Below are 24,981 nucleotides of genomic sequence, written 5' to 3' on the forward strand. Positions count from 1 at the left end.
ATCCTCGGTAGCTCAGTTGGTAGAGCAGGCGGCTGTTAACCGCCCGGTCGCTGGTTCGAGTCCGGCCCGGGGAGCCAGATCAAGAAGGGCCGTTGGAGATTTTCTCTGGCGGCCCTTTGTTTTTCAGCCCTGAAAGCTCCCGTACCAGCCCTTTCCGTCACGATTCAACTATGTTCCGGCTGTTAATATAATATTACACGGTGAAGCTGAATGCTGGCCCATCTACTTTCTTCTCTACCTCTCTGAGCAGGCAAACATTGAAAAGTCTCTCTAAAAGCCCGGACATCATTTCGATAGCAGTTCAGCGGAGGGAATTCATTGAAGGCATTACCCTGCCTTTATTATCCCGGCTGCGGCTATACGACCCGTCCAGAAAACCCCGCGGGCTGAAGAAGCTCGGGCGGAAGCTCGGACAGGCCGCAGATGTTGTTATCCATGAATGGATGGCACTTCCTTCTACCGGGATATTCACTGTCCGGCGGGCCGACGGCTCAACCGGAGAATACAGATTTGACGCTCATCAGTCCGCTTATCTGGCATATGCCAGCCGCGCCTTGTTTGGCGGATACGAGCTTGCTGAGACAATGTTTCTTGAGGCAATGCTCGCCAGAGCCAGCTGCTTTTATGATGTTGGTGCCAACTGGGGCTATTATACGTTACTGGCGGCAACTCACCCTCGCTATCACGGCAAAATCTATGCCTTCGATGTGTCTGACGAGATGAACCAGGCGTTATCCGGCATGGCAAAATCACTGGAAAGTCAGGCTATTGAAGTTATGGGGCACGGACTTTCAAACCGCTCCGGATATTCGGCGATATCGACTGACAGGGCAGCTCACCTCATAAGGGTTGTTGCGGAAACTGACGGTCAGAAACTGACTGACCTGTCCGTACCCGTCGTCCGGCTCGACGAACTGAATATTACACCTCCCGACATGATGAAGCTTGATGTGGAAGACCATGAATTTGAAGTCCTTCAGGGCGGCCTGAAAGTCCTGGAGCAGCACCAGCCTATCGTTCTTTTTGAAAGCCGTAACGGGGATGACGGTGGAAAGGCAGGCGAACTTCTGGAATCATACGGCTATCAGCTCTACGGATTACAGTCATGGACTGGTCCCGAAACCGGAATTGACCTGATCCCCATTCATTCGGACGATGCAGGATCAGACTGTCATCTCAACCTGGTTGCAGTTCCTGAAGGTCAGGAAAGCCGCTGGTTTGGTAAAGTTTCGTAGACCAGCCTCTCTGATAAAGAGGCAGCAAGGGAACACATCAACCTGTTTGGCGTTAACTCTTTTACCATAAGTAACCGGCATAGTCCGCGTTAGAACTATAGTAGCGGACCGTCTCAACGCGTCATGCAATACGACCAAATCAATACTCTGGTAGGCCAGCTTCTCTCACGCGTCGACAATGTTGCGATTCGGGATTTGCTGACGATGCTTGATGCCGGACAGCTTGGTCCGCCCAGCGGCAAGCGTGATGCAATCCGTGAAAACCTGATCATACATCTGAACAAGCACCGCCCTCAGAGGGCGCGGCGTTTGTTTACGATGGCGTTTGAACCCTTCATGACACGTAACCCGCGTCTGCTGCATGATGTTGAACGGGTTCCCGGGCTGGTTCATTTCTTTGACACGGCTGGTCTGTGGGATGCACTCAGCACGCAGGCAATCTCGAAACTTGTGCATGAGGTTTCGGACAGCCTCGACGATATGCTGACGGGCCAGCTTATTGATGAAGCCCTGTATACACCGGAAGCAGAGGCATTGCTCAAACGCATGACCGCTGCAGGTGCAAAATATATCACCGGCATTCTGAAAAACCGGGATCAGGTTCAACGCTTTATCGACTATATCAACAAGACACGGGCGGAAGCGATCAAGGCCACGGGTGATACCAACACCACCATGCGTCTGGTCGACCGGAACACCCTGATCATGCTCCGGGATATCCTTGCTGCCGATACCATTCTTGCGCCCGCGACACGTAAATTCACCGAACAGCTTAAAACCCTGATGGCAAACGGTGCTTCAGATCGCGAGCTTGCTTTTGAACTGGGTGTGGCCAGGGACGATATTGTAAATCTGCTTGGGGATGCCGGGTTCGACCCAGCTCTCGCAAATCACCTCCCGCTTTCGCTTATTCATGTGCGCCAGGATTTTGGGCTGGTGACAAAGTATCTGCAGAACCTGAAAGCCATTGAAGACCCCAGCGCGCTTCAGCGTGAAGAAACCGACATGCTGATTGACGCGATGATCGGACATTTCCGGGTAGCCAGCCGGTGCCTGCCTGTTGAACTTGCCGACGCACTGTCGCTGGAAGAAAACCAGAAGAAACCGCTGAAGATTTCGGCAGGAGACAAGAAGTCGATTGAAAACCTGCTGGATCAACTCGACCGCTCGATGACCGGGCTGGATGCGGTCGGGGCCTTCAACGACAAGCGCCGCGAAACGATGCTGCGGAGTTATCTGGCCGATGCGGAAAAAGGCCTGAAAACCCGCGTCGTCAACGCTGTCTTCCGACGGGCTGCTGCTGCCTGCAATGCCCGGCTGGAACCCGTTGAAGATCACGACACGATTGTCTGGGCCGTCTCCCTGATGTGGCGCTGGAAAGCCATCCTCGACAAGAACGGTTACGGAAGCGCCGAGATCACCGGCTGGCGGGCTGATGTGATCCACGAAATCCAGCCGATGTTCCGCGATGCCTGTGTCCAGCGCGAACGGGAGTCTGCGGCAGGACGAATCGCTCATGTCGTCCGGATTTTTGATATCGCCCGGCCACTCGACCTGCAACTCAAGGAATGGGTATCGGTAATGCACCGGAACCTGATCAACATTCTGATGGACGCTTTCGAGATTCAGTCCAGTTTCACAAGTGGTGAACGGCGAATTATTGATGCTGTTGCCGATCTTGCGACGGCAGAACTTGAAAAAACCAAGAACTGGCAGGATGCGGAGCTGGCAGAATTTGTCGCGGCCCGTGACCGGCGCTTCGGGAAACGGGAAAAAGAAGAATAGTCTCTGCCCTTCGTCGGCACCGTCCCCCGTTTTTTTTCACTTGAAAGGCCGTTCCGGCATTCCGACTTCCTGATTATGAAGACGGGAAATTCAGTTACGACAGCCATATTTCTCAGTCTCTGGACATTGCTCCTCGCATCCGGGGCAATGTCAGCAGAGCCTGACCGTGGTGCCATCAGGTCAGTCGTCGAGCAACAGCTGGCGGCTTTCCAGCAGGATAATGCCGCCCTCGCCTTTTCTTTTGCTTCGCCCAAGATCCGGAAAACCTTCGGGTCTCCCGATCGCTTTCTCTTAATGGTCAAATCCGGCTATCCTGCAGTATATCGGCCGCAATCCGTTACCTTCCTGGATGTCATCATGCTGCGTGGCCAGCCAACCCAGCGGGTTCTGCTGACGGCCCCCGACGGTACACAGACAACAGCTCATTACTTTATGGAACAGCAGCCGGACGGACGCTGGCTGATCGATGGTTGCGTACTCAGCACGCCGGAAGCCCTGTCCGCCAAATGGCAAGGTTATCGTCACCCGGCTGCGGGCTGAACTTCAGCTCCCCTGATTTCGGACAGCGTCTGTGTACAGACGCTCGATATCTTCGATGGTCAGTTGTTCATCCTCAAATTCAACTTCCCAGGCTTCGTCGGCGCAGGCCATGACCTGACCAGTCGGCAGAACAGCAGACGACATGACTAACATGATGGAAACTATGGATATCTTCATCACTGTACTCCGTTGTTGCAGAACTGCCGGTAACCAGAATTCCGGCACTCGCAGATTGCAGTGACGCTGTTTGAATGAGAAAGTGACTGATATTCAGGACAGCCTAACGGAAATCCCATGAAAGAAGATACAGTTATTGTCACTTCCGGTCGTTCACCGGAAGATCATAACGGCGCAGTCAATGTTCCGGTTTATCGTGTTTCGACGATCACCCACCCGACAGTCGCTGAACTGGAAGCTGCCACAAAGGCCGGTAATTTCAGCAATCGCTATGGTCGCGTCGGCACACCGACAACTGAAGCATTCGAAGCAGCGGTTTCTGCCCTTGAAGGCGGTTTCAACACGGTGTCCATGTCTTCCGGGTTGTCCGCGCTGACATCGTCCTTGCTGGCCTTTCTGTCGACCGGTGATCATGTCCTGATCACGGATTCAGTTTACGGACCGGTGCGGCGTTTCGCGACCTCGCATCTGCAACGCCTCGGCATTGAGGTGACCTTCTATGATCCCCTGATCGGTGGCGATATCGCCAGCCTGATTCAGGACAACACCAAAATCGTATTTGTCGAAGCCCCCGGCTCCCTGACCTTCGACATGCAGGATATCCCGGCCATTTCGGCAGCCGCACATGCTGCCGGCGCACTGGTTTTCATGGATAATACCTGGGGCACACCGGTTTATTGCAAGCCATTCGATCTTGGCGTCGATATCTCGATCCATGCCTGCACCAAATATATCTGCGGTCATTCCGATGCCATGCTGGGCTGCGCCACTGCGGCCAATGAAGAACTCTATATTCAGCTCAAGACGTTCTGCGTGCATCAGGGCGTCTGTGCCGGCACCGAAGAACTGTTCCTTGGTCTGCGCGGATTGCGGACAATCTCAGTGCGCCTTGAGCGGCATATGAAAACCGGCATCGAACTCGCCAGCTGGCTGGCTGCCCGTGATGAAGTTGATCGCGTACTTCACCCTGCCCTGCCTGACGACCCCGGTCATGCCCTGTGGAAACGTGATTTCAAAGGCTCCTGTGGCCTGTTCGGACTGATCCTGAAGGATGTCCGTAAAGAAGCCGTCGACGCCATGCTGGATTCACTCAGCCTTTATGGCATGGGCGCCAGCTGGGGCGGCTTTGAAAGCCTGATTCTGCCAACCAATCCCGGTGCCTACCGGACCGCCTCAAAATGGGAAGCAGCGGGCCCCAGTCTTCGTATTCATGCCGGCCTTGAAGATATCGACGATCTGAAAGCCGACCTTGAGCAAGGCTTCGCCGCGCTTAAAGCCAATGCCTGAACGTAATCCTGCCGAAAATGACGGGGTCTGGCCGGTCCCGTCAGATGCAGCCATATCGGCCTTCATACAGAAAATCTCCTTTAACGGTGATGGCCTCGTTGCCGCCATCGCCCAGCAGGATGTAAGCGGTGAAGTGCTGATGATGGCGTGGATGTCCGCTGAAGCCGTGAAGGAAACATTGTCCACCGGGCGTGTCTGCTACTGGTCACGGTCACGGCAGGCATTATGGCGCAAGGGTGAGACCTCCGGACAGGTTCAGCGCCTCATTGACGCCCGTGTCGATTGCGACGGCGACACCCTGTTGCTGATTGTCGACCAGAAAGGCGTTGCCTGTCATACCGGTCGCCGGAGCTGCTTCTTTCAGGCTATACGGAATGATGCTGTCACAGCCATCATGGATGTCGAGATTTCGCCCGAGGATCTGTATCACAAATGACGCGTGATGTTGCGACAGAAGCCGCAGAGGCGGTACCGGTTACGGTCATCACCGGATTCCTCGGCAGTGGCAAAACCACCCTGCTCAATCATCTTCTGCAACAGCCTTCACTCTCGGACACAGCGGTTCTGGTGAACGAGTTTGGTGAGATCGGTCTCGATCACATGCTGGTCCGCGAGCTTGATGAGTCCACCGTTCTGCTGAATTCCGGGTGCCTCTGCTGTACCGTACGCACCGACCTCGTCGACAGCCTCCGCGATCTGTATGCGAAACGGGCCTCCGGCGAGGTACCGCTGTTTCGCCGGGTGATCATTGAAACCACCGGCCTTGCCGATCCGGCTCCTGTACTTCACACACTGATGACAGACCCGATGATTGGTGCCCGTTTCAGATTCGACGGTGTTGTTACCACCGTTGATGCCGCCAACGGTATGCTGACGCTTGATGAGCATGCGGAAGCCATCAAGCAGGCGGCGGTTGCCGACCGTATCCTGATCACAAAAAGCGATCTGGCTGATCCCGGGCAGTTAACAGACCTTGAGAAACGGCTCAGCGCGCTCAACCCGGCAGCACCGGCATACCGGGTGACGAATGGCATCATCGATCCTGAGCACCTGCTGAACGCAGGGTTGTTCCAGCCCGGCCAGAAGATCCCGGACGTCGCAAACTGGCTGCGTGACGAGGCCTATAGTGACAATGGTCATGACCATGACCATGGAGATCATCACCACCACCATCATCATGACATCAACCGGCATGATGCCCGTGTCAGCAGCTTCAGCCTGACCTTCGATGAGCCGCTGAACTGGGATGGTGTCGTTACCTGGATCGAGATGCTGATCGCCACACGGGGCGACAGTCTGTTGCGGATCAAGGGCATCCTGAGCCTTGCTGGTGAAGACCTCCCGGTTGTTCTCCACGGGGTTCAGCATGTGTTCCACCCGCCCGTCAGACTTGATGCCTGGCCAACTGACGATCACCGGTCCCGACTAGTCTTCATCACCCGAGATCTTGGCCGCGACGCCATCGAACAAACCTTCCGGGCCTTCAATGAGGCCGCGACAAAACCGCAGGGCTGATCTGGTTTCACACGAAAACAGATGTCCCTGATGCAGCGGAAAGCAGCAGGATGAGATGCGACGATTGACAATTAGGACAAATGTCCTAATTGTTGATTTCGTCAAACCTGCAAAGCAGAAGGTCCATCTGTGTCGAAACCAGCAACCCGCGACATGATTATAGAAAAGGCTGATACGCTTTTTTATGAAATGGGTTTCGAAGCCACATCCTTTTCAGACATTTCCGCTTCTGTAGGAATTTCGCGCGGGAATTTCTACCATCATTTCAAAACCAAAGATGATATCCTCAATGCGGTCATCACCTCCCGTATTGAGCGGACACGCGCCATGCTCAGGCACTGGGAAACCAGCACCGACGAACCGCGCGACCGCATTATTTCCTTCATCCGTATCCTGATCACCAATCGTACCAGCATCATGGCCTACGGTTGTCCGGTTGGGACGCTGTGCTCGGAACTCGCCAAACTCGGTCACGATTCACAACAGCGGGCAGCTGAAATCTTTGACCTGTTTCAGGACTGGCTGACCAGACAGTTTCGTTCTCTCGGCACAATTGAAGCAACCGACGCACAGGCACTTCACCTGCTCACCTGGTCGCAGGGCGTAGCCGTGATGGCGACAGTTTTTCGCGACGAGGCTTACATCCGCCACGAAGTTGCTGAAATCGAACGCTGGCTCGACGCGCAATGCGCGCCTTCTTTCAACGACAGACAGGAGCATCCATGTTCGTCACCTTCCTGAGATTCTCAGAAAACCGCGCCGCAGCACCAGAATTCATGGCTGCTCATAATGAATGGATCGCCAAAGGATTTGCTGACGGGGTATTTTTGGGCGTCGGGTCGATCCAGCCCGCTGCGGGCGGGGCGATCTTTTCTCATGGAGAGACACGCGAACTCCACGAAACCCGCATCCAGTCCGATCCTTTCGTGGCTGAAGGGGTGGTAACCGCTGAAATCCATGAGATTGATCTTAAACGTACGCATCCTGCACTGGAGTTTCTGAAGGCTCCGGAGTAACTTCGACGAAGACTCTCACGCAGTTTCATCAGATATCCCGACAACAGCAGAACCGGCCGCTATTAAATTTCCTTCACGAAACGACGGAGTTTGGATAGGATTTTTCCATGAAAATCCTGTCGTCGCTTGCTGTCATTGTTTCAGTTGGCCTGATGATCTCCGGCGCAACCGTGCTGGCCGGGTTTGATGAAGGTGAAATTGCCTACAACAAACGGGACTATAAAACCGCGCTGACAGAATGGCAGCCTCTTGCCGAATCCGGCAATCCGGAAGCTCAGTACAAGATCGGCATGATGTATCGGCGTGGTCTCGGCGTAAAACCGGACTTTCATCAGTCTGCTGAATGGTTACTGAAGGCTGCCCGGAAGGGCCATGGTCTGGCTCAGGCCCGGCTGTCACGCCTGTTGCAGGACGGCAAGGGCATCCCGCAAGATGTCATTGAAGCCTACAAATGGCTGACACTGGCAGTAAGAAACGAAAACCCGGCGCTGGAGCCTGTCTTGCTGGAAATGCGCAGCCGACTGACCGAAGCGGAGATTCAGGAGGCAGAGTTCCGTGCCGACCGGTGGAAGCCGGAACAGTAACGATCTGTATCTGCCGGCAGATCAGAACAGATAGCCGTAGCGGATCCCGAAATTATCCAGACCTTCATTGGCATCACAAAGTTTCGCATTGGAAATGTGATCGAGGTGAAGCTGGACGTTGTGGTGTTCGTTGAACCGGTAACCGAGGAAAAAGCTTTCCCGGAACAGAAGCCGGCAACCAAGTTCCTTGCGATCCGTTTCCAACGTCCGGGTTTTACCGTCATGCACGGCACCGCCCCAGCTGAAGCCACCGAAGGTGCCTTCCCAGATATCCCATTCGTAAGTGATACCAAAATAGGCCTGACTGGTATCACCCTCGCTGTTGACGGTAACGCCGAGATGCGGACGCGGTGACCAGATATATTCAAAGAAAGACGGTGACTGGAACAGCACTTCAAAGTTGCCGTCGATACCGCCTTCCTTACTGCTGCCAAACGGCCCCGTATCATGCCAGAACGCACCAAGGCGGATTTCAGAAACGATATCGTTGAATTTAAGCTCGTCGCCATCCGACATTGATGCCGTACTGGCGGTCTGTGGTATGGAGGGTGGCGTTGATGCCGCTGCGGAAGTGACAGCGGGCTGAACGACCTGCGGCTGCTGCACAACCGGCACTGCGGGGGCGCGTCTCGCAGACCGGTCAAACGGATGGGCCTGATTGAGGAACACGCGCATGTCATACATCTGGGCTGACTGTGCTCCGGAAGACCAGAGTACCAGCCCTGAAACCAAACCTGCTGCTAGCGCCTTAAATCTGCTCACCATATTCCCCCATCCCTGTAGCCATCGGCCGCAATGCTAACCAAAGGTCTGGTGACCCCTGCAGGACTCGAACCTGCAACATCCTGCTTAGAAGGCAGGTGCTCTATCCAGTTGAGCTAAGGGGCCCGCTTTGCCGCAACCGGATTATTCGCCGCTTCCTTGTCCCAGGCGAGCCTGCGACCATAGCTGAAATTGTCAGCATAAGCCTTGATTCGGTTCTTGCGTTCCTTCGGCGCGAGAACGACGAAATCAATGTCGTTCCGCTTCGCATATTCGACAGCTTCTTCCTGACTGTCGAATTTCACCCTGATCTGTTCACTCGTCTTGCCGCCACCGGCCCACCCCATAAGAGGATCGTTCTGCTTACGCGCATCCGACATGAATTCCAGCACCCATTTGCGGGTATTGTTCATACCGGACTGCATGGCGTTTTTCACCGGGCGATAAATCCGAGCCTTCATCAAAAGCATCCATAGTTCCATGACCAGCCCCCTCGGCTGATCCTTCCCGGCCATAGCGATACACCAGAATGTCCGGCCTTGTCGAGGCTGACATCCTTCTGATTATCCGGGACAAGTGAAGAAATGGTCGGGGAGACAGGATTTGAACCTGCGACCCTCTGGTCCCAAACCAGATGCGCTACCAGGCTGCGCTACTCCCCGACTGGCTGATCTTCTATGGTTTCCGAAGAACGATGGCAAGCGTACAAACCGGATGCCTGTCATCATTTCTTGTGCGGAAACAGATTTCCGGCTGCAAAGCGCCCTGTACCGGGCCAGATCCGCCCCCAGAAAGATGGCCGGTTAACGGCCTGCGCAGCCAGAACCATGACCAGCGGCAGAAAGACCAGAGCGTGACGGTAGTTCTCGCAGCAGGCCAGCAGAACGCTGGCGAACAGAGCTGGTAATACGGCAACCGCCAGCAGCAGATTGCCGGCCGAAATATGACCGGCGATTCTATCCACAGAAAGGCTGCGGATATTTCTTGCTGTGCGCCAGAGAGCCCCGAACCCATAAACGAAGATCAGCCAGTGACCGAGGTAAAAGAACGGGATGACCAGCAGGCTTCCCGCAAACAGGATTGCCGGCGTCTCGAACGACAGTCGGTTCAGCAGCGTATAGGATATTGCCCCGTTTTCGAGCCAGTGGTTCTTCAGTGTTCTGACCGCGCGGCGGATGAAATAGAGCGGCCGTTCAATCAGGGTATCGAACATGACAAACTGACTGACTTTGCCGTATTCGATACTGATTTCCGTTGCGCGCCAGGAAACCGGTCCGGCCCAGAGCCAGGGACGGTTCGCTGCATTCGCCAGGTCACGTTCCAGTATCTGCTGGAGATGCCGGTCAGGATGGTCTCTGAAATAGTCTGACAGGCCCGCATAATCCGGCTGCAGTTCGCCATTTATCCGGCGATACATGCAGGTACCGTACCATGACGGAATATTCAGATTGGTATGCACCCCGCGATTACGAGCTTCGTTGTAGCACCAGAGCCACCAGTCCGGGTAGCCGCGCCGCTGTGCCATCAGATAGGCGCCGCGTTCCTGACCACTGGGGTCTTTCAGGCCGGAGGCATAGGCCTGCATGATATTCTGGCCGACGCCGGAGGACATTGACCAAAGACCATGCTGCTGCACGTTCTTCCCGACAATCAGACCGATCACAAACAGTGGCAGGACAAGCGCCGGCAAGGAGCACCGCCATACACCGGTCTGCAGCCAGATAAGCAGTCCGGCAACCAGCGTCGCCGGGACAACGACCAGCGGTCCAAAATTGAAACTGGTGATCACCACGGCGGCAGTCAGCCCGACAAACAGACTGCGGATAATGGTGGGCCGGGAGGTAAAAGCCAGCAAGGCAAACGCAAACAAAGCCACCAGCATCGGATTCATCGCATCCCAGCCAGCACCCAGAGTTGCCGTTTCCATGAGGATATACCGGCACGATATGAGGACGGCAGCAGAGATCGCAATCAGGCGCCCTGCCCCCAGTTGACGCGCCAGCAGGCAGGCCAGCCCAGCCGCAACAGAATCGAAGACTGCTGCACTCGTCAGCTTCGCTACAATCACCTGTGATGGTCCGAACCAGCGTTCGATGAGAGCATCCCGGATAACCGCAAGTGGTGGTTCCGTATGATTATAAAGCAGATAGGACCAGAAATGGTCCCGCAACGCGATGCGGTAAAGTTCCGGATGATCGGTGCCGGCGGAGAGGGAAACTGCGAAGGGTGAATCTTCCAGACCTAACCAGACAGCCGTCAGCCATCGGGCCATCAGCCCGAGAATAACAATACCGAGAAACAACAGGTAATCCCGAGGCGGGATAGCCCTGATCAGGCGGTCTGTCGCCATGCAGCACCGGTAAAAACCCGGCCCGGGCCGGTGAATGATGGGGCTGGCTGACCCCACGTCACCCAGATCAGGCTGTCATACCCGTTTCAGAAGAACTGGCAAGACCGGATCGCATCATTTGTCGGTAAACATGGGATGTTCAACAAGATCACCCACCCTGATTCCCAGCCGCTCAACAGTTCCGCCATTCAGCTCCAGCACAGCCCTGACCCGGCCATTCGAGGGAATGATATTCTCTGACTGTGGCTGGGTTCGTTGCTGGATATGGTGAATTGTTCCGTCATTGCGGATGAACAGCATGTCCAGCGGGAGATATGTGTTCTTCATCCACATCGCCTGACGGGCCACCCGCCCGAAATCGAACAGCATACCGGCATCAGGAGCCATCGATTCGCGGAACATCAGCCCCCGGCTGCGTTCCGCCGCTGTCCGGGCCAGTTCCACGGTAAAACTGTGGGTCTTGTCACCGCTGCGAATCGAGAGTGATGATGTCTCGAAGGCTGCGGCCGTCTGCACCAGGGTCAGAACCAGTATGACCGCAAGCGACATCGCGATTCCGGCAAACCGGCGTTCAGCGTAACAGTTCATTGATAATCTCCGTGATTTCAGACCGGACCGGACCATGGTTATCCGCATCCCGTAACCTGTCCAGCCAATGATCTGGCGGATCGCCGAGCCCCAGCTTTTGCCAGGTCAGTGAACGAAGCACGGCCTGCGCCGGCTCTGCCAGCCGATCCGGAATATCGTGGCCGTTCAGAGTTGCCCAGACGCCCGCCCAGGCCCGGGCGACCGACCATGGGTTATAGCCGCCGCCACCCAGAACCAGCAGACGCGGTGCCCGCCCCATCATCTGAGACACGACATTCCAGTGTGCGTTATTTGACAGTTTCATACGCGACTGCGGATCGTCTGCCAGACCATCGACGCCACATTGCAAAACGATCGCTTCCGGTGAGAAGTCATCACAGAGCGGCAGAACAGCGCCTTCGATCAGGGTCTGGAATTCAGTGTCATTCAGTTCTGCCGGCACAGCTGCATTGCGGGCCATTCCCCCTGCCCGGTCTGATACCGGACCGCTACGCGGCCAGCGATTCGCTTCATGAATCGAGAAGGTGAATACCCGGTCATCATCGGCAAAGGCATCCTGTACCCCGTCACCGTGATGGGCATCAATATCCAGATAAAAAATCCGTTCCAGCCCGTCATCCAGCATTTGCAGGATCGCCAGCACCGGGTCATTGAAATAGCAGAACCCGCTCGCCCGGTCCGGTCGGCCGTGATGCGTGCCACCGGCCAGACTATGCACCACCCCGCCCCGGCGCAGCATTTGTGCCGCCAGAATACCGGCACCGCAGGATGTCGCCGGTCGCCGGAATACCTCGGGATAGATCGGATTGCCGAACCGACCGATATGATAACGCTCCGCCAGTTCCTCCGGCAGTGACTGTTCGGCTTCGGCCCGCATCACCGCTGCGATATAATCGGGGTGATGGAACCGGGCCAGTTGCTGCGGCGTCGCCCGGGGGCTGTCGACGTACTGATCCGGCGCAATCCAACCCGCGGCATGACACAGATCAAGCGCCGCCGAGACCCGGGCAATACCCAGCGGATGCTTGCTGCCATAGGACGAGTTTCGGTAAATCTCGCTGGCGATCAGTACCGGACGGGCTGCGGCATCAGCCCCCGCTGCTTGCGGTAACATGGTTTCAGACTGCTTCATTCAACCCAGATGGGGACTGGCCGGCTTGCGGAAAAGCAACAAGATCAGGTTGCCGGTGTATCCGGTGCAATTGACCGGGCAATACTGGCATCCAGTGCCTCATAGTCATTCAGGCCGATAGTTTCATAAAGCTCTGCCCGGCTTTGCATCCGGTCCAGTGCAGGTTCAGTTCCGTCGGCCTGTTTCAGCCCACCGTAAAGCTGCTGCATCGCCTTGGCGGCAACGCGCAGCGAGGAAACCGGCCAGATGACAATCTGATAACCCATGGCTTCAAATTCTGCCCCGGTCATATAAGGGGTACGCCCGAATTCTGTCATGTTGGCCAGCAACGGTGTTCCCGGCATGGCATCGGCAAATGCCCTGAAAGCCTCGCGTGTTCCCAGAGCTTCCGGAAAGATGATGTCAGCGCCCGCTTCGACATAAAGCCGGGCACGGCGAACGGCCTCATCAAAACTTTCAGCCGCAGCATCCGTGCGGGCGATAATCCGCAAATCGGTCCGGGCACGAACGGCGGCAGAAACCTTCGCTGCCATTTCCTCGGCACTGGCGAGTCGTTTGTCATTCAGATGACCGCATTTCTTTGGCAGGATCTGGTCTTCAATCTGAACCGCCGCCGCCCCCGCAGACTCCAGCTCGCGCACCAGCCGCATGGCGTTCAGGGCCTCGCCATATCCGGTATCACCATCGACAATGATCGGCAGGTCGGTTGCCCTGTGAATCTGCCGGGTCGCCGCACAAAGCTCTTCCATGGTCAGGATACCGAGGTCAGGCAGGCCCATGCTGGCCGTTACAGCCGCACCAGAGAGGTAAAGGCAGTCAAACCCGGCTTCCTGTGCCAGCAGGCCGGCCATAGCGTTATGGGCGCCCGGAGCGCGCAGAATACCCGGCTTTTGTAATAACTCGGCCAGTTGGTCACCGGGACGCTTGGTTGATGCTGGTCGGTCAAGCCAGGTGTTCATGGGAAGGTTCCTTTCATGGATACAGAACGGGCAGCCACGTTGCACCGTCCGCTGCCTGCGGTTAATCTCTGCCCACAGTCATCACGGAGTGCATCATGTCGATCAAGTCTATTCTGGTCCATATCGCGGACGATGAAGATCATCTCGCAAGGTTTAAAGCCGCCAAGGGGCTGGCTGCCTGCTTTGATGCCCATCTCACCGCGCTCTATGTGACCAGCCCGGTGCATTTCAAGGCGGCTATGGTCGGGCGAGGTGCGTCAGTTGGTTATGAGCGTGAGAAAGTCGCTTTTGCCGAGCGCAAGATGAAAGAGATCGAGAACGAATTCAGAGAATATCTCGACAGTAACGACATTGACCTGGAATGGGTGGTCAATGACGGTGAGCATCTGGAGCGTCTGACCTATCATGCCTGCTTCAACGATCTCGCGATCGTCAGCCAGACAGAAGAAACCACACTTGAGGAAATCATCGCCCACAGCCTGCCCGATCAGCTGGCACTTCATTCTCCCTGCCCGACACTGGTTTTGCCGCATGGCTGGGACAAGGGCGGTCTTCCCGAACGTGTTGTCATCGGCTGGAAACCCAGCCCTGCCGCCAACCGGGCACTTCGCGGTGCCATGCCCTTCCTGAAACAGGCCAAGGGTGTCCGCGTCGTTACCGTATCCGAACGCGGCAAGGCAGACGCCCATGACAAATCAGTCATGATGCATCTGGAGCGCCATGGAATTCAGGCGGAACTGGTGCACGAAACCGGCATTGACCGTAAGGCCGGACATATTCTGCTCGATCAGGCGGCATCATATCAGGCAGAGATGGTGGTCATGGGTGGGTTCAGTCATTCACGACTGCACGATCTGGTTGTTGGCTCTGCCACCTCACATGTCCTGCACTATGCGGAAGTGCCGCTGCTGATGGCGCACTAGATCAGCGAATACTGATACGGAAGAAATAAAAACCCCGCAGGCTGCGATGCCTGCGGGGTTTTTTCATGGCCTGTTATCAGGCCGCGGTCAGTTAGAAGAAGACCAGCGTTACCAGTCCGAAGACCGGCACCAGGAAGATCAGCGACCAGCCCATATAGCCGAAGAAGCTTGGCATCTTGATACCCCTGTCTTCAGCAATGGACCGCACCATGAAGTTCGGTGCGTTGCCGATATAGGTGTTCGCCCCCATGAAAACGGCACCCGCAGATATCGCCAGCAGGGTCTGGCTCATCGGCCCCATCAGCTGCTGTGCATCACCGCCTGCCGTATTGAAGAAGACGACATAGGTCGGCGCATTATCAAGGAAGCTGGAGAGCACACCCGTCAGCCAGAAATAGGCAACATTCACCGGTTCCCCGGCATCATTGGTGACCAGCGAAATCACATCGGACAAGGCGCCGTCCCGGCCTGCTTTCAGAATGGCAATCGCCGGTATCATGGTCAGGAAAATACCGATGAACAGCTTACCGACCTCCACGATCGGGAACCAGCTGAAGCCATTGGCTTCCCGGCTTTCCCGGCTGGTAATCACCCAGGAGGCAACCGCAATAGCAAGCAGCAGCAGGTCCCGCAGGATATTCTGAAGCTCAACCGGGGTGTGGTAGATGGAAATCGAAATGCCAGGCTTCCAGGAACCACTCATCAGCACCGCAGCGACAATGCCGCCCAGCAGCAGGATATTGAAGCCACCCTCGATACCGAATTTCTCTCCCTCACCCGGTGCAGACGCATCTGCCGGCGGTGTGCTTTCCTTGCGATAAAGATAGCTGTCCAGAAGGAAGAAGACGACCAGCAGAATCGCGCTGACGAACAGCATCGGCAGGAACATATGCGTGGTCGGCCAGAAGAATGAGACCCCCTTCAGGAAGCCCAGAAACAGCGGCGGATCACCAAGCGGGGTCAGGGAGCCGCCGATATTCGCGACCAGAAAGATAAAGAAGACAACCACATGCACATTATGTTCGCGATTTTCATTCGCCCGCAGCAAAGGGCGAATCAGCAACATTGCAGCCCCGGTCGTTCCCATCCAGCTCGCGATCAGCGTACCGAACGCCAGAATCCCGGTGTTCACTACCGGAGAGCCGACCAGTGAGCCTTTCAGGCGTACGCCCCCTGCCACCGTGAACAGCGACAGCAACAGAATGATGAACGGGATATATTCAAGGAACAGGGTATGAATGATCTCGAACAGGGCGATATCAAATCCGTACACCAGCGCAAAGGGTCCGAGGAAAGCCAGCGCCCAGAATCCGGAAATCTTGCCGAAATTATCATGCCAGAAATGTGGTGCTGCCAGCGGGAAGACGGCAATGGACAACAGCATCGCCACAAACGGTGCCACCCACCATACCGCAAGGTCTGCACCATCAAGAACCGGCGCGCCCTCGCCGGCGGCAAATGAAGCTGACGTAGTGGTCAGCAAAATCGTGGCGACAAGCGCAAGCAAACGGATCAAGACATCCCCCAATGATTTCTCTCTGATCGCAAAACCGGCAGGCATACCTGAGGAAAGCCTTGGTTTTCGCTAATTCCAAGTGGGGAGCAAGTATGCCGAACGGGTCAGATCAAGCCAAGCCGAAACTCCCCGGAAAGCTATCCGGGTTTTTGTCCCGGCACCCATTTGGTTACCGAGACCGGACGCCCGGTCTGCGAGACCAGAAGTGTCGGGCGATCCGGATGCAACTGCTCGACGGGATCAGCCGCTTTCTTCTTTTTCTTCGGCTTGCGATTGAAGCGGCCGTAAAAGGCAATCATGTCATCAAGACTGATTTCCGCCCCCGGTGCACGCTTGAAAGCATTCAGAAAGGGGGCGTGCTTCATCAGCGTCTTCGACAGATGATCAGCCGAATGATGGCTATAGCGTTCCCAGATAGCATTCAGAAAGACTTCCGCCTCTTCCGGCAGCGGCCAGGTGTCGAAGTCAGGCCGGCCATTGGTGAAGGCCCGGTAGACATTCGGTTCGATCGGTCCGAGATGGTCTGCAACGAAAATGGAGGGCATCAGTTTGCGTCCGCCATTATCCACGGCATAGAACGCCTGAGAAACATAGAGCAGGCGGTGCAGTTTCTGTGGTTGCAGATAGCTGTTGTCCTGCAAGGCCCGGTCTGTGAACCAGATGGCGACATCAAAGCTGGAATCGGCTGCAGACGGCATTTTCCCTCACGCCAGGAAACAGTTACTCCCCGGTTCTAGACTGAACAGGGTAAAGAAATCATTTCCGCATCCAGACCGTGATAACCGGTCAGGTCTTGATATCAAGGACCGAGCGCGCAACCTGATCTGCGGTTTCAAGAACCCTGAGATTCGCTTCATAGGCATTTTCAGCGAGCGCCAGCTGAGTGACATCCTCAACCAGTGATCCGGATGGCACACCAACGATCCCCTCGTCATTTGCATTCGGGTCGGACGGGGCAAACTGCAGGACAAAAGACGGGTCCACAGGTGCCGTGCCAGAAACAACCCCGCCCCCGGCCTGCGAGGACTGCGTTACCCCGGTCGTTCTGTATCCGTCATAGCTGCCATTATCCCCGACCGAACCTGTCGTGTTTCGGTTGGCGATATTACCGGCAGCAGATTGCGCCCGGTTAGTTGCGGCCTGAAGACCGGATACAGCAATCGAAGAAATGGGGTTCATGTTTCCGTACTCCGTTTCACCGATACTGGATGATCGCAGAGCATTCGGCTGTGACGACAGACACAGGAGATCAGATAGCGTAACTCAACTGCGCGCCAGTGGATTTCCCACCATTCGCGATCGTCGTGATATTGCTTTCATACACGGCGATACCGCGGGCAATTTCATAAGGTGGCAGGTTTATGCCGCTACGCCCCGACGCCGTGAAGACTGCTGAACCGTCAGTCGACCCTTCTTCTGCCTCATGCAGCTCATAGGCGAAGGCAACGGACTGGGAGCTGAACCTATTGCCCGACTGCCGGTCATTGTCTTTCTCAGTGAACGAAAAATCCTGCTGGAGAACCTGTTCATCCTGCGAACCAACATTGAAGCCTTCAGGGATAGCATCGACCTCAGCCCGTGAACCGGACGCAACACCACGACCACCGCTGCTCGGCGAAATACGCGAGCTCGGCGTTGTGGCAGCAGATGCGACCGGTTTGACCTGAAGGGCCATGCCCTGATGATTCCTTTAATTATTCCAGAAGCTTAAAGCGTTCCGCAAAAAACAGTACGGCACACCTGTTAAATTTCATTAAGCATAGTGGACGTTAAGGATAAAAAAATCAAGGTTTTCCGCGATATTCGTTCTGTTCCTCATGGCCATGGTGAGCCGCTTGTCCACCCGCATAGCGTTCAACGAACCCCGCAACAGCCGCTGCCGCACCAAAATCATAGAGGTCCATATGCGCCCCGCCTTCAAAACGGACAAATTCCTTCGGCTCATTTGCAGCTGAAAACAGCCGGTGGCCAAGTTCGTATGGAACAACAGAATCAGCCGTTCCATGCATCACAAGAACCGGGGAGACGACCTGACTGATACGGCTGAACGAATCAAAGCGGTCTTTCACCAGCCAGTGCACAGGCAGCCAGGGATACTGGCGCGCAGCAACATCCGGAACACTGGTTAGCGGGGCATCCAGAATAACAGCCGCAACAGCCGATTCTGACGCCAGCTTGACCGCAACGGCTGTCCCCAATGATTCGCCGTAGATCACAATCCGGTTCTCGGCAATGCCCTCGGCCCGCAACCAGTTCAGACCGGCCAGCCCGTCCATGAACAAACCGGCTTCCGTCGGCGTCCCCGGATTTCCCCCGAACCCGCGATAATCAACCAGCAGGCAGCCAAATCCGGCGGCAATAAAATGTCGCAATCTGGCCGCACGGTCCGCCAGCGTTCCCGCGTTACCATGAAGATACAGCAGCACCGGCCTGTCAGCCCGAGGCGGCGGTACGTACCATGCATTCAGTTCAAGATGGTCTTCTGTCTTCAGGGTAACTTCTGAAGCTTCCGCCAGATCCGCTTCACTGAGGTGGCTGCGATGAACGTCAGGGCGATAAATCAGCTTTCGCTGGAACAGATACATGCCCAGCGTGATGCCGAGGTACATTGCCAGCAGAACTGCTGCCAGCCAGCCAAGAGACTGCATCATACGAAAAATCAGCCCCCGGCCCGCTTTTTCGCGTCCGCTATCGAACGCTTCAGCTGATCAAATTCACGACAGCCGAAAAAACACAGGCCATCGAGAATATCGAGCTGGGCTTCTGCTTTTTCCATTTCACCTGTCTGGACATAAAGCTCACCCAGATATTCATTGGCGCCCAGATGTCTCGGGTCGATATCCAGCGCCTTCCCGTACCAGTTTCTGGCCTGATCCATCCGGCCAAGTTTCCGGTTGCTGTAGCCCAGATAATTATAGGCATCTGCATTCTCAGGCTCATCGAGAATCAGCCTGGTCAGTTTCCCTATGGCATCTTCATAGTCTCCGGCCTTCACCGCTGCTTCTGCTGCAATGAAGGCCTGACTGAAGGAGTTGGAACTGCCGGAACCGTCAGAACTGCCACCACCGCCCGCACCGAACGACGGAACAGCAAACATTGAGACGATCACAAACGGGATGACGAAAACGGAGACGAACGGCTTCATGATGGTTCCCCGGACAGAATATGAATATCAAGGATATAGGTATTCACCCGGTCTTTGTCAGGATTATATCGGAGACTGGTTTCAGTCATCTCCGCGGGGCATCTTCATACCCAGAAGTTTATATAGCTGATGCCGGTCGGTACCGTCCTGCAGCAACTCTGCCAGCAGGTCATGCAACGGCATCCGCCCCCAGGTCACCGCGCGTTTGACGAGGTAAGGTGTCGGACTGTGCGGTTCTGCGCGCAACAGGTAATCAGCCGCGGCATCCAGCATCTTGTAGGCCTGTGCGCGACTGGTGATCGGGCCATCTGTCACAGAGATATCCCCTTCCATATCCTCATCCACCGAGTAATCGTGGAAACCGGTACTGTCATCATCATCGTCGTCATCATCATATTTTGGTGTCTCGCCCTTTTCGGCCATGGTCCGCTGGGCAAACAGCATGATCTGCTTCAGTGCGTCTTTCAGCCGGCCAAGGCTTGGCGCATCATTTCCCGCCTGATCATCAAGGAAATCATCCAGTTCCTCGGCGGCTTCATAGGCCTTGCTGGAATCCTTCCACAGGTCGCGGAAGAAAGCGCCCGGCGTCAGCGCCACACTGGTCAGGAATTTCTCGCGGGTCACTGCCCCGCCACGCTCTGCCTGGTCCGCCGCACCTTCATCCCGGCGCGACAGGTTTTCGAGGCGGTCGCCGCCTTCACGGTCATTCAGACAATAGGGTCTGGCATCCGTCGTCGACGGCTGTGTGATCGGCAACAGACGCGCCTGAACAGCCAGCCGGTCATTCAGCCAGGCGTAAGGCCCGACACGAAATTCAATATCGCCTTCTTCGATACGCGGATGCAGGCCATCCCAATAACGTTCCGACAACTTAACAATCAGATCCAGTCCCGCAGCAAACCCCGCGAACCCGAACCGATGCAGCCAGGCTTCGGTCAGCCAGACTGCGATCTGGGCATCTTTTGACTGCTCGACAATGACCTTTGTGCAGAGGGATTCAACGAGCTTCCAGTCCGCCCGTTTCAGTTCAGTCTCCCAGACACCCTGCGATAATGAGGGGTCGTCTGACCGGCGGGCATCCTTGATCTCGTCATAAATATTCTCATACCGGATCGACACACCGGCAGGATCATCGCCCGGAACCGGCTCCAGAAAATCCTCAAGCACCGGTCGGAAACGGCCATTTACAAGGCCATCATCATATTCCGGAGCACCGGCATCCTTGTCTTCGGGCTCTGAGGCCATATTCAGTCGTCTTTCCTGTTCTCTGCGTCTATCGGGTTTGCTGTGTTCGCTGTTCGAGGCCCGCAAGCTTGCGCCCCATTTCCAGCGCCGGTGCCTTCACCGGGAGCTGTGCCGGCAGTTTCAGTCGTTCCACCAGCCGGCCTTCATCAGACGGGGCGGCAACCTTGACGCGGATATAGACACGGGCCGGTTCCGGCGTCACCGGTGACAACCCGACACCGCCGCCAACCCGTGCTGTCGGTACATCAAAACGCAGGCTATGCGGGTCCGGGTCAGACAGCCGGGCAAAGTCTTCGGATGTGGATGCCTGATCCTGCAACAGGCTCAGCAGTGACCATTTGTTCTGATAGACATAGGCAACCGCGCCCCGGTCTACCGTCATGGCCGGCTCTCCCGGTTTGACGAACGGTGTGTTTGGCGCGTCTTTTGCCCAGCGCAGCACAACACCAACCGGATCGCCATATCGCCAGCGCAATGTCTTCGCTTCACCACGGAGTGTCGCAACCTGTTCGCCGACACCCAGCCGCCATTCAATGATCTGGTTGCCCGCGACTTCCCTGCGCCGGTTTACCCGGAACTCCGCCCCAATATCAAAGGTCGGTAGGGCACCGTCTGCAGAGGTCAGGTACGGGTCAAAGAAGGCCCGCGCAGCAACCATCGTATCAAGGAATGACAGTACCCGGTCCCGCGACAGGCCGAACCGCTCCGAACGTCGCAGCAGATCCATACCAGTCAGCTGATAGTCTTCCAGCAGCCGGAAGAAATCGCGGATGTCTTCCGGCAGAGCTTCCGCATCACCCGCAGATGTCGCCAGCGTCCCGAACGGGAAGCGTCCCGCCAGCCGCTCATTGAAGAAGGCTGATATCTGACCATAGCTCGACAGAACAGTATCCGACGCAATCAGCTGGCAGCGCGCCAGCAGATCGGACAGCAACTCACGGCGGCGGCGGTCAAAATAGTCGGCAGACCGGCCTGCATCCGCATCCTGCCCCGCCTGCAGCAGGCAATCCTGTCCGGTCAGGCCGGTCAGTGTGAAGCGGATGAAGTCCTCAAGATTTGAAACGCTGTTTCCTGTCGTCCGGCGGTCATAGCTGTCGAGTGCTTCCAGAATGCGCCGCCACCGGGTGGCAATCCGGTTTTCCGAACGCCCCTGATTCAGGGCCGGGCTGGAAAGAACAGCCACCAGAGGGCGGGCATAGTCCTGCGCCAGAAAAGCGATCCGGGAGCGTTGTGCATCAAGATAGGCTGCGATTTCAGCGTCATCACGTGCATCAAAACCTTCATATGCCGGGGGCTCCATCCCATCCCACCAGCCAAACCCGTCACCACGGGGCTGATAAAGACCATCCCCTGACAAGGTCACGTCAACTTCCTGTATCAGATCATCAGCCTGATCCCGGACGAGACGCAGAACAAGTCGTTCGCCCGCGACCGTCTTGAGGCGTGAAAAACGGTCGAGGATACGAAGCAGCGCAGGTGCAGCCGCCCGGAAATCCGTTACTTCACGCCGGAGTTGGCCTTCCGGATCCAGGGTTCCGACAGATGCCAGAACGGTCTCAGTTTGCTGCGCCGCCGCCAGCAGGTCGAGCACACTGATTTCCAGCTGACGGGTTGCCGCCCGTTCAACGACAGAGAGCAATTCCCTAGGATATCGAGAGCGGCTGGTGTTCATGTAGTTTTCATGACTGTCCAGCATCGAAAGCGCAGCTTCCAGCAACGGGCGGTCCCAGAAAACCGCACTGTTGCCTGCGACAAGTTTCGGAATTGCCCCGGACTGTTTCAGCATGAAACGCTGTGTCATGAGTTCTTCAAGGGCCTGCCCGAGATGGGCTACAGGCCCGGCAACCATCGGCGCACCGGTTGCCGGATCGACAATGACAATCGGCCCAACGACTGCTGACCGTGTCGTGTAGAGCCGCTCACGCGCATGTTCAGTAGACTCACCGGCCATCGAATCGATCCGCTTGCGCGCTTCGGGCCCGAAGAATTCCGACGTCTCCACATCAACCAGAATATCGCCCAGCGTATTCCCTATCACGGTTGATCGTGACAGTGACGCAAGAAGGCCGGCGCTGCCCAGTTCAGCCTTCAGTTCCTGAATCATGACTGCCAGCTCGCGCAGCCTTGCCGCAACCTCTGCCGGGTCTCCCCGCTCATAGGCCAGCGTGTCTATACCGGCGGCAACCAGCGGCGCATTTTTGAAAATTACCCGGCCATCACGCAGACTATCCAGCGCGCGTTCTGCGAGTTCAAATAGCCGCGCCTGCGCCGTGCCAGAATATTGCTCGATATCAACCAGCTGGAAATTGTTCGGATCAAGGTCGCGCTGATAACGTGCTGCCAGAGGAAAGAATCTCTCCGGTATTTCAAAGTCATAGAGATACTGGAAAATCTTTCCGATGCTGGTGACATCTCCGCCCTGCTTCAGGCGGTTGTAGCCCTGAATCATGGCTTCCAGTCGAACCAGTTCATCAACATAAGCAGTCAGCAGTTCAAGTTCAGGCGTTGTGTCAGATCCGCTGTCTGCATTCAGTGTACCAGGCTTTTCCGTCGTCAACTGAAGTGGCTGGATAACCAGGCCTTGCGTGCGTGCCAGCAGTTCTGTCCGCATCGCCTTGATGATGACCGTATCGTAGGCAAATTCCAGTGCCACCAGAACCTTGTCACCAAGCGGGCTGAACCAGGATGATGGCAGAAAAGCGTAAACCGGGCGCGCGTGGCGAACCCGGGACATGCCTTCAATGACCTCTTCCGATGCCTTGCGCAGGAAGGGACGGGATGGTTTTTCCCCATGCCGTTCCATCTCGGACATCTGATTCAGCGACACATATTTCGAAGCGAAAAGCGGGCCGAGAGCATCACGGTCATTATTCAGGTCAAAGGTCGAGAAGGTGATGCCAAGCAAACCAAGTACCAGAACAGCCGCACAGGCGACCTGAGCCCGGAAGACGGACCGGGTTTGTGACCTGACCCTGCCGCCGGCCGGCTGCGCCAGCGAGCTTTCCGCAAACACCTTGTTATCAAGCAGATGCTTCAGGAAGACAGGTCTCGGGCCCGCACTGGATGCGCCGCCCTGCCATGTCGCCAGCCCGGCATCGCTGCCCCCTCCAAGCGCGCTGTCGAACTGGTGTACGTTCCCAGGATAGCTATCCATATCCATGGAAGCCTCAGCATCACCGGTAAAATACAGTCCGCGCATCCGGAAAGAATCGTGATAGACGCTCGGCTTGAAAATGTGATTCAGATAAAGCCGCAGCGGCTCATGCAGTTCCTCAAAGGAGGATGGGAATTCAAAGACTGCTTCTGCGTCACTCAGTGTCCCGCCTTCGGCAAATACCTCCAGCTGGTTCTGCAACAGAACCCGGCCCATATGCGAAAACGCCTCATCCGCCCAGCCCGGCGAATAAGCTGTCTCAGGACCATAGGGGGCAGACCAGCCGAAGATTTCCTCCCGCGCATGTTCAGGCAGAGCCCTGGCAAAACTGGCAAAGCCGGGAATTTCATCAGACTTCGTGACAAGCACATAAACCGGGAGTGTGAATCCCAGTTTCTTCTGCAACGTCCAGAGACGCTCATATATCTGTTCAGCCTTCGCCGCGATGACATCGGGCGGCTCCATATTCGGTCCGATCAGATCGGATGCCGGGATAGACAGAACAATACCATCAAGCGGGCGTCGGGTCCGGTACTCGCCAAGGGTCGAGACGACATCTTCCCAGCCTTTTTCGTCACCGTTGCGGCCTTCCTGTTCAAGGATCATCGATCCGGCGACGTCGAGCACGACTCCGCGGTCATAAAACCACCAGGAAACCGGCGGGCGCTGCCCGCTTTCGTTTTCTGCCGGGCGCCCCATCGGCAAATTCAGACCGGAATGGGCCAGTGCAGTCGTCTTGCCGCTGCCGGCTTCCCCGATCATCAGATACCAAGGGATTTCATACAGGTAATTACGACCGGCGACGTTCTTGCGCAGGGTTGAACAGGCACGCCGGAATGACTGCTTCAGGCCAAGCGGCGCATGCTGACGGTTCTTTGCCCCGCCACTCATCGTGCTGGAGCCGACTTTCTCACCTTCTTCAGGCTGCGCCGGTTTAGAGCGGAACCAGAGCTGCCAGACCAGGACAATCAGCGCAACAGCGAGCAAAAGGAACAACAGAATCCAGAACGGCAAACCGAGATGCCGGGAGAGAAAACCGAGGAACTGGGTGATAAAGGATTCCATCGT

25 protein-coding genes and 3 tRNA genes are annotated in these 24,981 nt (G+C 56.2%); 11 read left to right on the forward strand and 17 right to left on the reverse strand.

Annotated features, from left to right (window positions below; translation table 11 throughout):
• The first annotated feature begins 1 nt into the window (after position 1).
• From GH722_17730 to GH722_17745, 4 genes are all read left to right on the forward strand, one after another.
• Positions 2-77: transfer RNA gene (locus tag GH722_17730), tRNA-Asn, on the forward strand.
• 180 nt (positions 78-257) lie between these two features.
• Complete coding sequence (locus GH722_17735; GenBank protein MRG73610.1) at positions 258-1,235, forward strand: FkbM family methyltransferase; 978 nt, start codon at positions 258-260, stop codon at positions 1,233-1,235.
• A 123-nt stretch (positions 1,236-1,358) separates the two neighbouring features.
• On the forward strand, positions 1,359-3,020 hold the full coding sequence (locus GH722_17740; GenBank protein MRG73611.1) for a hypothetical protein: 1,662 nt from the start codon (positions 1,359-1,361) through the stop codon (positions 3,018-3,020).
• A 147-nt stretch (positions 3,021-3,167) separates the two neighbouring features.
• Entirely contained in the window at positions 3,168-3,560 is a 393-nt protein-coding gene (locus GH722_17745; GenBank protein ID MRG73612.1) for a DUF4864 domain-containing protein, read from the forward strand.
• A gap of 3 nt (positions 3,561-3,563) precedes the next feature.
• On the opposite strand, the gene GH722_17750 is transcribed toward GH722_17745, so the two are convergent.
• Entirely contained in the window at positions 3,564-3,737 is a 174-nt protein-coding gene (locus tag GH722_17750; GenBank protein MRG73613.1) for a hypothetical protein, read from the reverse strand.
• 117 nt (positions 3,738-3,854) lie between these two features.
• On the opposite strand from GH722_17750, the gene metC reads away from it, so the two are divergent.
• From metC to GH722_17780, 6 genes are all read left to right on the forward strand, one after another.
• A complete protein-coding gene (gene metC / locus GH722_17755; GenBank protein ID MRG73614.1) occupies positions 3,855-5,024 on the forward strand; it encodes a cystathionine beta-lyase in 1,170 nt (389 codons plus the stop codon).
• Positions 5,017-5,460, forward strand: coding sequence for a phosphoribosyl-AMP cyclohydrolase (gene hisI / locus GH722_17760; GenBank protein ID MRG73615.1), 444 nt, complete (start codon positions 5,017-5,019; stop codon positions 5,458-5,460). The genes metC and hisI overlap by 8 nt, the downstream gene beginning before the upstream one ends.
• On the forward strand, positions 5,457-6,539 hold the full coding sequence (locus GH722_17765; GenBank protein MRG73616.1) for a GTP-binding protein: 1,083 nt from the start codon (positions 5,457-5,459) through the stop codon (positions 6,537-6,539). Before hisI ends, GH722_17765 begins: the two co-directional genes overlap by 4 nt.
• Positions 6,540-6,668: 129 nt before the next feature.
• A complete protein-coding gene (locus tag GH722_17770; GenBank protein ID MRG73617.1) occupies positions 6,669-7,280 on the forward strand; it encodes a TetR family transcriptional regulator in 612 nt (203 codons plus the stop codon).
• Complete coding sequence (locus GH722_17775; protein MRG73618.1) at positions 7,262-7,555, forward strand: hypothetical protein; 294 nt, start codon at positions 7,262-7,264, stop codon at positions 7,553-7,555. The genes GH722_17770 and GH722_17775 overlap by 19 nt, the downstream gene beginning before the upstream one ends.
• A gap of 107 nt (positions 7,556-7,662) precedes the next feature.
• Positions 7,663-8,139 carry a hypothetical protein gene (locus GH722_17780; protein ID MRG73619.1) on the forward strand — a complete coding sequence of 159 codons (477 nt, stop codon included), beginning with the start codon at positions 7,663-7,665 and terminating at the stop codon, positions 8,137-8,139.
• Between the two features lie 21 nt (positions 8,140-8,160).
• Here the strand turns inward: GH722_17780 and GH722_17785 are convergent, their stop codons facing one another.
• From GH722_17785 to prpB, 8 genes are all read right to left on the reverse strand, one after another.
• Entirely contained in the window at positions 8,161-8,904 is a 744-nt protein-coding gene (locus GH722_17785) for a hypothetical protein (protein ID MRG73620.1), read from the reverse strand.
• A 46-nt stretch (positions 8,905-8,950) separates the two neighbouring features.
• Positions 8,951-9,027 (reverse strand) — tRNA-Arg (locus GH722_17790).
• Positions 9,018-9,362, reverse strand: coding sequence for a hypothetical protein (locus GH722_17795; GenBank protein ID MRG73621.1), 345 nt, complete (start codon positions 9,360-9,362; stop codon positions 9,018-9,020). The genes GH722_17790 and GH722_17795 overlap by 10 nt, the downstream gene beginning before the upstream one ends.
• Positions 9,363-9,486: 124 nt before the next feature.
• Positions 9,487-9,563, reverse strand: a tRNA-Pro gene (locus tag GH722_17800).
• A gap of 62 nt (positions 9,564-9,625) precedes the next feature.
• Positions 9,626-11,251 carry a hypothetical protein gene (locus tag GH722_17805; GenBank protein ID MRG73622.1) on the reverse strand — a complete coding sequence of 542 codons (1,626 nt, stop codon included), beginning with the start codon at positions 11,249-11,251 and terminating at the stop codon, positions 9,626-9,628.
• A gap of 114 nt (positions 11,252-11,365) precedes the next feature.
• On the reverse strand, positions 11,366-11,839 hold the full coding sequence (locus GH722_17810; protein MRG73623.1) for a DUF192 domain-containing protein: 474 nt from the start codon (positions 11,837-11,839) through the stop codon (positions 11,366-11,368).
• Positions 11,823-12,953, reverse strand: a complete 1,131-nt coding sequence (locus GH722_17815; protein ID MRG73624.1) for an acetoin utilization protein AcuC — start codon at positions 12,951-12,953, stop codon at positions 11,823-11,825. Before GH722_17815 ends, GH722_17810 begins: the two co-directional genes overlap by 17 nt.
• A gap of 62 nt (positions 12,954-13,015) precedes the next feature.
• Positions 13,016-13,930, reverse strand: a complete 915-nt coding sequence (gene prpB, locus GH722_17820) for a methylisocitrate lyase (protein MRG73625.1) — start codon at positions 13,928-13,930, stop codon at positions 13,016-13,018.
• 95 nt (positions 13,931-14,025) lie between these two features.
• On the opposite strand from prpB, the gene GH722_17825 reads away from it, so the two are divergent.
• Positions 14,026-14,853, forward strand: a complete 828-nt coding sequence (locus tag GH722_17825; protein MRG73626.1) for a hypothetical protein — start codon at positions 14,026-14,028, stop codon at positions 14,851-14,853.
• Between the two features lie 91 nt (positions 14,854-14,944).
• On the opposite strand, the gene GH722_17830 is transcribed toward GH722_17825, so the two are convergent.
• The 8 genes from GH722_17830 to GH722_17865 all read right to left on the reverse strand — a co-directional run bounded on the left by GH722_17830 (position 14,945) and on the right by GH722_17865 (position 24,978).
• Entirely contained in the window at positions 14,945-16,414 is a 1,470-nt protein-coding gene (locus tag GH722_17830) for a sodium:proton antiporter (protein MRG73627.1), read from the reverse strand.
• A 92-nt stretch (positions 16,415-16,506) separates the two neighbouring features.
• Positions 16,507-17,067: a hypothetical protein gene (locus GH722_17835; GenBank protein ID MRG73628.1), complete on the reverse strand. Its 561-nt coding sequence runs from the start codon at positions 17,065-17,067 to the stop codon at positions 16,507-16,509.
• An 88-nt stretch (positions 17,068-17,155) separates the two neighbouring features.
• Positions 17,156-17,548 carry a hypothetical protein gene (locus GH722_17840; protein MRG73629.1) on the reverse strand — a complete coding sequence of 131 codons (393 nt, stop codon included), beginning with the start codon at positions 17,546-17,548 and terminating at the stop codon, positions 17,156-17,158.
• A 70-nt stretch (positions 17,549-17,618) separates the two neighbouring features.
• Positions 17,619-18,044, reverse strand: coding sequence for a hypothetical protein (locus GH722_17845; protein ID MRG73630.1), 426 nt, complete (start codon positions 18,042-18,044; stop codon positions 17,619-17,621).
• Positions 18,045-18,153: 109 nt separating this feature from the next.
• Positions 18,154-19,020 carry an alpha/beta fold hydrolase gene (locus GH722_17850; GenBank protein ID MRG73631.1) on the reverse strand — a complete coding sequence of 289 codons (867 nt, stop codon included), beginning with the start codon at positions 19,018-19,020 and terminating at the stop codon, positions 18,154-18,156.
• A gap of 8 nt (positions 19,021-19,028) precedes the next feature.
• Positions 19,029-19,514, reverse strand: a complete 486-nt coding sequence (locus GH722_17855; GenBank protein ID MRG73632.1) for a tetratricopeptide repeat protein — start codon at positions 19,512-19,514, stop codon at positions 19,029-19,031.
• 81 nt (positions 19,515-19,595) lie between these two features.
• Entirely contained in the window at positions 19,596-20,759 is a 1,164-nt protein-coding gene (gene tssA, locus GH722_17860) for a type VI secretion system protein TssA (GenBank protein ID MRG73633.1), read from the reverse strand.
• A 28-nt stretch (positions 20,760-20,787) separates the two neighbouring features.
• A complete protein-coding gene (locus GH722_17865) occupies positions 20,788-24,978 on the reverse strand; it encodes a hypothetical protein (GenBank protein ID MRG73634.1) in 4,191 nt (1,396 codons plus the stop codon).
• Positions 24,979-24,981 lie beyond the last annotated feature (3 nt).

Source organism: Alphaproteobacteria bacterium HT1-32, assembly GCA_009649675.1.
Lineage (GTDB): Bacteria > Pseudomonadota > Alphaproteobacteria > Rhodospirillales > HT1-32 > HT1-32.

What these genes read in the sequence shown, in the direction of transcription:
- GH722_17745 (MRG73612.1), top strand. Translation starts at nt 3,168, where the DNA reads ATGTCAGCAGAGCCTGACCGTGGTGCCATCAGGTCAGTCGTCGAGCAA.
- GH722_17845 (MRG73630.1), bottom strand. Translation starts at nt 18,044, where the DNA reads ATGGCCCTTCAGGTCAAACCGGTCGCATCTGCTGCCACAACGCCGAGC.
- GH722_17810 (MRG73623.1), bottom strand. Translation starts at nt 11,839, where the DNA reads ATGAACTGTTACGCTGAACGCCGGTTTGCCGGAATCGCGATGTCGCTT.
- GH722_17825 (MRG73626.1), top strand. Translation starts at nt 14,026, where the DNA reads ATGTCGATCAAGTCTATTCTGGTCCATATCGCGGACGATGAAGATCAT.
- GH722_17765 (MRG73616.1), top strand. Translation starts at nt 5,457, where the DNA reads ATGACGCGTGATGTTGCGACAGAAGCCGCAGAGGCGGTACCGGTTACG.
- GH722_17815 (MRG73624.1), bottom strand. Translation starts at nt 12,953, where the DNA reads ATGTTACCGCAAGCAGCGGGGGCTGATGCCGCAGCCCGTCCGGTACTG.
- GH722_17750 (MRG73613.1), bottom strand. Translation starts at nt 3,737, where the DNA reads ATGAAGATATCCATAGTTTCCATCATGTTAGTCATGTCGTCTGCTGTT.
- hisI (MRG73615.1), top strand. Translation starts at nt 5,017, where the DNA reads ATGCCTGAACGTAATCCTGCCGAAAATGACGGGGTCTGGCCGGTCCCG.
- GH722_17830 (MRG73627.1), bottom strand. Translation starts at nt 16,414, where the DNA reads ATGCCTGCCGGTTTTGCGATCAGAGAGAAATCATTGGGGGATGTCTTG.
- GH722_17835 (MRG73628.1), bottom strand. Translation starts at nt 17,067, where the DNA reads ATGCCGTCTGCAGCCGATTCCAGCTTTGATGTCGCCATCTGGTTCACA.
- tssA (MRG73633.1), bottom strand. Translation starts at nt 20,759, where the DNA reads ATGGCCTCAGAGCCCGAAGACAAGGATGCCGGTGCTCCGGAATATGAT.
- GH722_17740 (MRG73611.1), top strand. Translation starts at nt 1,359, where the DNA reads ATGCAATACGACCAAATCAATACTCTGGTAGGCCAGCTTCTCTCACGC.
- GH722_17805 (MRG73622.1), bottom strand. Translation starts at nt 11,251, where the DNA reads ATGGCGACAGACCGCCTGATCAGGGCTATCCCGCCTCGGGATTACCTG.
- GH722_17785 (MRG73620.1), bottom strand. Translation starts at nt 8,904, where the DNA reads ATGGTGAGCAGATTTAAGGCGCTAGCAGCAGGTTTGGTTTCAGGGCTG.
- GH722_17840 (MRG73629.1), bottom strand. Translation starts at nt 17,548, where the DNA reads ATGAACCCCATTTCTTCGATTGCTGTATCCGGTCTTCAGGCCGCAACT.
- prpB (MRG73625.1), bottom strand. Translation starts at nt 13,930, where the DNA reads ATGAACACCTGGCTTGACCGACCAGCATCAACCAAGCGTCCCGGTGAC.
- GH722_17795 (MRG73621.1), bottom strand. Translation starts at nt 9,362, where the DNA reads ATGAAGGCTCGGATTTATCGCCCGGTGAAAAACGCCATGCAGTCCGGT.
- GH722_17850 (MRG73631.1), bottom strand. Translation starts at nt 19,020, where the DNA reads ATGATGCAGTCTCTTGGCTGGCTGGCAGCAGTTCTGCTGGCAATGTAC.
- GH722_17775 (MRG73618.1), top strand. Translation starts at nt 7,262, where the DNA reads ATGTTCGTCACCTTCCTGAGATTCTCAGAAAACCGCGCCGCAGCACCA.
- GH722_17780 (MRG73619.1), top strand. Translation starts at nt 7,663, where the DNA reads ATGAAAATCCTGTCGTCGCTTGCTGTCATTGTTTCAGTTGGCCTGATG.
- metC (MRG73614.1), top strand. Translation starts at nt 3,855, where the DNA reads ATGAAAGAAGATACAGTTATTGTCACTTCCGGTCGTTCACCGGAAGAT.
- GH722_17855 (MRG73632.1), bottom strand. Translation starts at nt 19,514, where the DNA reads ATGAAGCCGTTCGTCTCCGTTTTCGTCATCCCGTTTGTGATCGTCTCA.
- GH722_17865 (MRG73634.1), bottom strand. Translation starts at nt 24,978, where the DNA reads ATGGAATCCTTTATCACCCAGTTCCTCGGTTTTCTCTCCCGGCATCTC.